The sequence below is a fragment of the Nonomuraea mesophila genome, from assembly GCF_004352805.1.
GTDB classification, from domain to species: Bacteria; Actinomycetota; Actinomycetes; order Streptosporangiales; family Streptosporangiaceae; genus Nonomuraea; species Nonomuraea longispora.
In genome coordinates, this window is record NZ_SMLD01000042.1 from 49,995 (window position 1) to 56,488 (window position 6,494).

The window sequence follows — 6,494 nt, forward strand, 5'->3', positions numbered from 1 at the left end:
TAGGAGGCAGGCAGGACCGTCACCCGCGCCGCCACAGCAGGGTCGCGGCCTCGATCGCGGCCCGGTGATAGGGCGGCAGGTCGTCTCCGGTCCAGTAGACCTCGACCTGGGGGTCGCTCTCGTCCATCTGCGACGACTCGGCCTGCCCCTCCAACGCCACCTCCCAGGCGGGTACCCCTGGATCGACCTCCACGAGGTGGACCCGCCGCACCCCGCCGGGACCGTCGCGCCAGGCGCGGCGTACCGCCGCGACCCCCGCGTGCCCGCTGAGTGCGTCCACCACGAGGTGGTCGGTGAGGTCGAACAGGTCGTCCTCCAGGTCGGCCAGCTCGTCGGGAACGCCGTCCGTCAGGTCGAGCCCGGCGGGAACGCGCGGTGATCGTCCCGAGTCGGGGGAGAACGTGTGACCGGTCGCGGGCGTGGTCGTCGTGAGCGTGACCTCGTCGGCGCCCGTCGGCGCCCCTTCGAGGCCGAGCGCCGCGAACACCTCGCGCATGACCGCGCTCTCTTCGGCCGTCAGCGGGATCCCGGCCTCCACCGCGGCGATCGTCACCGTGTCGGGCAGGTAGGCCAGGTCGCCTTCGGCCAGCATGGTGCGGGTGCGAGTGATCAGCTCGTCGGGCAACCGGCCCGCCAGGCGGAGCAACATCCGGTGGATGCCGCTGTAGAGCCGCCATGCCCTGTCGTCCAGCTCAGCCCATTCGGCGCTCACGTCAGCTCTCCTCCATCACGATGATCTCATAGGAGCTCGGAGCCTCCGGGATGACGCCTCGTTCGACCATGTCCGCCCCCAGCTCGCTCACCTCCGCACGAAGCCTCGCCTCCAGCTCCGGATCGTTCACCCGGTGCATACGCGAACGCGGCGGGAAGACGGCTTCCTGGTCCTCAGCGAAGGAGGAGAAGATCGAGATGTCCTTGGCCTGCTGCCCGACGAGCTGATAGGCGACGAGAACCTTACGGTCGCCGGCCGGGTTCTCGACCATGAATCTGATCGCCACCTCAAGCAGCTTGCTCACGCTGAGGAACTCGCGGGCCGTCCCGTGCGGGTACAGCTTGGAGCCGTAGATGGGCGAGTGCACCGGAGTCATCCAGTCCCCCCGGTACGCCTGCACCGGGTGCTCGGGCGAGCCGACCCCCGGTAGCTGGGCCATCGCGTCGTGCACCATGTCGGCGTGCCAGCGCATCTCGTCCCAGAGTTTCGGGGTGACACCGCCGAGTTTCTCCTGGAGCGCGTTCCATGCATCCTTCTGCTCTCTGCGGGCCTCCCTGAGGTCCTGGCCGGCCTGCCTGACATCCTCCTTGCGGCTCTCCTCTCTGGCCTCGGCCATCCGATCCTTGGCCTCGTCGATCCGGCGCCCCGCATCGACGTAGGCGTCGGCCAGCGAGTTCAGCGGTGACCTGGAGTTCAGGTGACCATCGCCCACGTGCAGGAGCGGGCGCAGGGCCAGGGGCAGCGGCAGCGCTTTGGTGCCCGCGGCGAGGTTGTCCAGATAGTTGCCGACGAGCTGGTTGACCTTGCCCACCATCTGGTTCCGGACCAGCGGCTCCGACAGGCCGTTGGTCCAGAGCTGGGTGCGCGTCACATTGTTGATCAGGTAGTGGCTGTGCCTGGTGTACACGGTCAGCGCCATCACGTGCGCGGGCGACAGCCGGTCGCCCAAAGCCCTCACCGCCGCCGGATCGGCCGCGTCGATGCCCGAGCGGTCCAGCCAGGCCGCGAGGTCCGGATCGGTGACCCGGCCGCTTTCGAGCTGGGGCCAGAGGCGGTCGACGGTTTCGCCCACCTTCGGATGTTGCGTCTCGGAGAAACCGGCGCTGTCTCTGGCGTTCACGAAATATCTGGACTCGTGCGGGAACATGCCGTCGGGCAGGACCTCTCGCCGCAGCGTGGCGAGATCCACACCCGGCAGGCTCCGGTAGAAGTCCACCGCGCTGGGCCGGGAGCCGGGCTCAAGCCGCATGCTGCCCACGTCCGCGATCTGCGCGCCTCTGGCGATCTCGAACAACGAGTGGTCCCGGCCCGGCAACATCCATCCCATGAGCGCGCCGAGGAAACGCTCGGTCGTCCCCGGCCCGAGGTCGAGGAACTTGACCGCGGTGAGCATTTTGGCGGTGGTGCCGGATATGCCGTCGACCACCGGGAAACCCTCGCTGAAGATCTGCCTCGCCCACCGGCCGCCGGTGGTGTCGTGTATGGTCCCGCCCTCACGCCAGGGCAGCAGCGTGTCGGGGTCGAGCGGCCTGTTGAGGTGCTCCTCCACGAACGCCGACTCGAACCTGCCCAGCGGTGTCCCCGACCGTTCGTAGTGGCCGGGCGTCATGTTGAGGCCGAGCTCCTGGATCTCCGCCTCCGAGCGGTCACGGCGGCTGTACTGGCTGGAGACCATCTCCGCTACGTCCCTGGCCCCGCGTTCCGCGAGCATGCCCACGTTGCCCATGCCGAACGGGTCGCGGGCGAAGGTGTTCATACCGGGCTTGAACCTGGCCTCCAGCCGGCCGAGCGCCTGCCGGTGCCACCGCTCGTCGAGCTGGTGCTGTGATCGCCGCACCTCGCCGACGTCGAGGCCGACCTCGCCGGCCCGATCCCAGGCGCGCGCGTCCATGAGGTCGAGCAGGGCATTGCCGAAGATGTGCGGGTTGGCGCGGTTGTTGTAGGCGCCGTTGTAGAAGGCCGTCACCAGCTCGCGCAGGTTTCCGTGCGCGAGCAGGTCGTCGACGGTAACCCCGGAGCGCGTGCCCACCTGGCCGGCGCTGGACGGGTCGTCCACGAAGAAGACGCTCTCCACGCGGCGGGCGAAGGCCGCGGGGCTCTCGCCTGGCTGTCTCGGGGTGAGGCTCATGAGGACGTCCCGCAGCTTGCCGAGCGCGGCGCGGGCGGCGTCCACGGTCTGCGGGTCGTTGAAGTAGTACGCACCCAGGCGCTGCTCGAACCCCGTGGCGTCGTGTGACCAGCGGGGATCGTTGAGGAAGCGCTCGAAGTCGAACGGGACCCGTGGCGGGGTGCCGCCTCGCGCATCGGCTCTGCCCGGGGCGGGCCCGGCCGAGGTGTCGCCGGGATGGAACGGCGGCGCGGGCGTGCCGTCGCCCGCCAGGCCGGGCGCGCGGGCCGCATGGGGCGTCGGCGTGGTGCCATCGGGACCGGGGACGGAATCGGGGGCATGGTTGAGCCGCCGTTCGATCCTGCCCGTGGGAGGTGTCTCGCCTGGCATTCCCCGCTCCGAACGTGCGGAGGCGGTCGGCTCCGCACCGTCGCCACGCCCGGCCGCGTCGGGGCTCCCGCTCCCGGGGCCACGTTCGGCCTGCTGCGCCGCGCCGCCAGGAGTGCGGTCATTCGCCTGTCGCGGCGCGTCACCGGCTGTCCGCTCCGGCACCTGATGCGGAGTGCCTCCGGTTGCTCGTTCCGGCGGCTGGTGTGGCGCGGCGGCGGAAGGGCGCTCCGGAGGCCGGTGCGGTGGGGTGCCGTGGGATTGCCGGTCGCCCGGCTGGCGGGAGGCGCCGTCGGGCTTGTGGTCCGGCGTGCCGTGACTCGCCGGAGGTGTGCTCTGATCGGGTGTCCTGGGACGCAGAGCCTCCGGGGTGCGCACTGCCGCCGGGCCCTGCTCGGACACGGTGTGCGGCCGGGTCTCTCCCTGCCCGCTGAGCGGCTGCCGTTCCGGCAGGCCGGTCGGGTCGGCGCCCTGGCGGGCGGGCCCGGTGTCGGTCGCGTAGCTCAGAGTCGTGCCGCCGCGGTCCCGGAGCGGGGCCTGATCGGAGTCGTTCCCGCGGGGGTCAGCGTCGGGACGTGAGCCGGGGTCAGGGTGAGGACCCGGGTCGGGAAGGGAGCCGCCGTACGGATTGGGCGTGCTGTCGCTGCGGTGCGGAAGCGGCGCGCTCAAGTGCTGGCCGTCCGCGCCAAGCGCGCTGGAAGTGACTCCCTTGGCCAGCAGGTCCCAGTCGAAGTTACCCTGCGCCAGCATGGTCCCGGCCGTCGTGAGGCCGCCGGTCACCGCGTACTGCGCGGCCTGCCCGTACAACGAGGAGCTGGCCGCTGACAGCAGCCGCTCGGCCGCGCCCATCTCCGCCCTGGTCAGCCCGGCGCGCAGGGCGGGCGTGGCCAGCCGGGAGAGCCCGCCGCCCAACAACCCCATGAGCCCGCCCATGGCGCCGCCGCTGAGCGCGGAGATCCCGATCTGGGTCAGGTCGAGCTCATCTCTGCGGCCCTTCGCCATCTGCAGGAGCTGGACGCCGGCGTCCATGCCCGCGACGATCCCCGCGAAGATCGCGATGTTGAGCACGGTCCTCTGGGCGATCTGCGCGACGGTCATGCGGGCGAGCTGCACACGTGCCGGGATGAGCGCCAGGCTCGCCCCGCCGCTGGCCACCGCCATCGTCAGCAGGTACGAGAGCTGCAGGATCAGCAGCCAGACGGTGACCTCGATCATGTACTTGGCGTACTGAATCTGCATGCCCACGCCGTTGAGCGCGACGGCGGCGTTGATCAGCCGGTTGACCGTGTCGGCCACCTGCCCGCCCACCGTCTCGCTGACGTGCTCGGCGAAGGCCAGGTGCGCATCGCCGTCCCAGTCCGAGCCGATCTTGTTCGCGCTCCACGGCTGATCGGCGGCGCTGCCCTTGACGACCGCGTGGGCGGCGGTCACGCACGCGTCGGCGAGCCGGAAGCAGCCGCTCTCGTCACCCTCCGGCCAGTCCATGCCGACGACCCAGCCGACGTACGGCTTGGCCCAGTCGGGCACGAGGAATCCGTCGAAGCTCATGGGTTACCGGTTCGCGGACGGTCGGCGGCCTCGTAGTTGCCGGCGTTGGTGTGCAGGCCGCCGGCCAGGCCGTCGAACTCGTCGATGCAGCCCTTCAACGCCGTGAAGATGGTCCGCTCCATCTCAGGCAACTTCTTGGCCAGCTCGGCGCCGTACTCGTCATTGCCGAGCGTGTTCCTGTCGCGGTCGAAGGCGGCCCGCAGGTCGTCGCGTGCTTCCGCGAGGCTTTCCCGCTGGGCGGTGAAGACCTGGCTCTGCAGGCGCAGCGACTCCGAGCGGACGGAGTAGCCCGTCTCGGGCCGGGCGTCGCGGTTGGTCATGCGTCCGGATCCACACGTGGGGGCAGGAAAGCGTCGAGTGTGACGTTCTCTCCGAAAACTTGCTCGTAAGGGAGTTCCGCCGGCATCAGCGGCTCCATCAGCCGCCTGCGCTGCTCGGTGACCGTGGCCGTGGCGCGGTTGATCTGCTCCATGAGAGCGCCGGCCAACTCGGAGGCGGACAGTTTGCGGTAGACGCGCGGGTTCAGCTCGATACCGCGGACCTGCCCCTGCGGTCCCACTGTCACGCTGATCATCCCGTCGGGCGACGCCATCGTGGACTCGATCGCGTTGATTGCCCCGTACGCGTCGCGCAGACGCTCGACCTGCTGGTTGACCTGGTCTGCGAGTTCCTTGACCGTTGCTTGGAACGCGTCCATCACAAAAAGCTCCTCCCACCCTCAAAGGAGAATCAACGCCACATTGATTTTCAGTGCACCTGAAGCGTTGAAGATTGATTCGACACTCGCGTCAGCTGACATCTGCTGGAGACACAAGCCCGTGGATTCTTTTCCTGCTCGTAGTGGCAGCGTGTGGCTGGTAGGTCGGTGCGGGCAGTGACTCCCGGCGGATGGCCTACTTCTGCACGAGGTGCGCGGTCACCCGATCGCTTCTCCGGCATTGTTCGAGCAGATCGGCACGCTTTCAGTACGGCGATGAAGGGCTGGGCTGACGACGGTCATGGAAGCCTTTCTGAACCAATTGATGTGGACTGATCACGCGCTGTCGGGGGCCTTCAGTCCGCGTGAAGATTCTGGAGACGCAGCAGATCGAAACCGGCGCGTCCATAGCCCCCCCGACAGCGTCTGAGCCACCGCGACCGGGCCTTTGCCCCGCACCGCGATCGGCTCGTCGTGCCTACGTGGCGCGCCCGGTCGATGCGCCGGCGTACGAACTGCGGTTGCTCGTCGCGTTCGCTCACTGCCGGTTCCTGTCTGTTCATTCGCGGTCGCGCCATACATACGACCGCGGTCCCCACCGCTATGTGACGCCCATGGCCGGTGACGTAGGTCACACAAGCCGCGCTGCCATATGAATCGGGTCGCTGGGATCTGACGGTGTTCGACGGGCTGGAGATGACCAGCGGGCGGTGGGCGTACCGGCTGGGCCGCTGCACCGCCGACTTCATCGCCCTGCTGGAACAGAACCGTCTGGCTGCCCCGGACGCCCAGGGCGATCGTGGTGATCTGTGACAACGACAGCATCCACCATGCCGAAGCCGTCGCTGCTCACCGACGCCGGACGGTTCTGGGCGACCCGCGAGCGGCCGTTCCCCCGGGCCGTAGGGGACGCGGGCGCGCACCGTTCGGTCGACGCCGACGACCTGGTGGGGTTGTGCCAGGCCATCGCGGCGCAGGAGGGCGTCGCCGAGCGGAGGTGCCGGTTCGTACGGACAACGCGGTGACCGCGTCCGCCGTCGGTC

At 69.5% G+C, this 6,494-nt stretch carries 5 protein-coding genes and 1 pseudogene; 2 read left to right on the plus strand and 4 right to left on the minus strand.

Annotation, left to right across the window (positions count from 1 at the left end):
- Positions 1-19: 19 nt before the first annotated feature.
- From E1295_RS18305 to E1295_RS18320, 4 genes are read right to left on the minus strand one after another with little or no spacing between them, the layout of a single operon-like run.
- Positions 20-712 carry a hypothetical protein gene (locus tag E1295_RS18305; RefSeq protein ID WP_132631531.1) on the minus strand — a complete coding sequence of 231 codons (693 nt, stop codon included), beginning with the start codon at positions 710-712 and terminating at the stop codon, positions 20-22.
- Between the two features lies 1 nt (position 713).
- Positions 714-4,754, minus strand: a complete 4,041-nt coding sequence (locus tag E1295_RS18310) for a WXG100-like domain-containing protein (protein WP_132631532.1) — start codon at positions 4,752-4,754, stop codon at positions 714-716.
- The gene (locus E1295_RS18315) at positions 4,751-5,074 is read right to left on the minus strand and encodes a hypothetical protein (protein WP_132631533.1); all 324 of its coding nucleotides are present in this window, start codon (positions 5,072-5,074) and stop codon (positions 4,751-4,753) included. The genes E1295_RS18310 and E1295_RS18315 overlap by 4 nt, the downstream gene beginning before the upstream one ends.
- A complete protein-coding gene (locus E1295_RS18320; protein WP_246080117.1) occupies positions 5,071-5,451 on the minus strand; it encodes a YbaB/EbfC family nucleoid-associated protein in 381 nt (126 codons plus the stop codon). Before E1295_RS18320 ends, E1295_RS18315 begins: the two co-directional genes overlap by 4 nt.
- A gap of 672 nt (positions 5,452-6,123) precedes the next feature.
- On the opposite strand from E1295_RS18320, the pseudogene E1295_RS51885 reads away from it, so the two are divergent.
- Positions 6,124-6,304: pseudogene (locus E1295_RS51885) on the plus strand (IS630 family transposase); the annotation flags it as partial.
- Positions 6,261-6,476 carry a hypothetical protein gene (locus E1295_RS18325; protein WP_246080116.1) on the plus strand — a complete coding sequence of 72 codons (216 nt, stop codon included), beginning with the start codon at positions 6,261-6,263 and terminating at the stop codon, positions 6,474-6,476. The pseudogene E1295_RS51885 and the gene E1295_RS18325, both read left to right, overlap by 44 nt.
- Positions 6,477-6,494 lie beyond the last annotated feature (18 nt).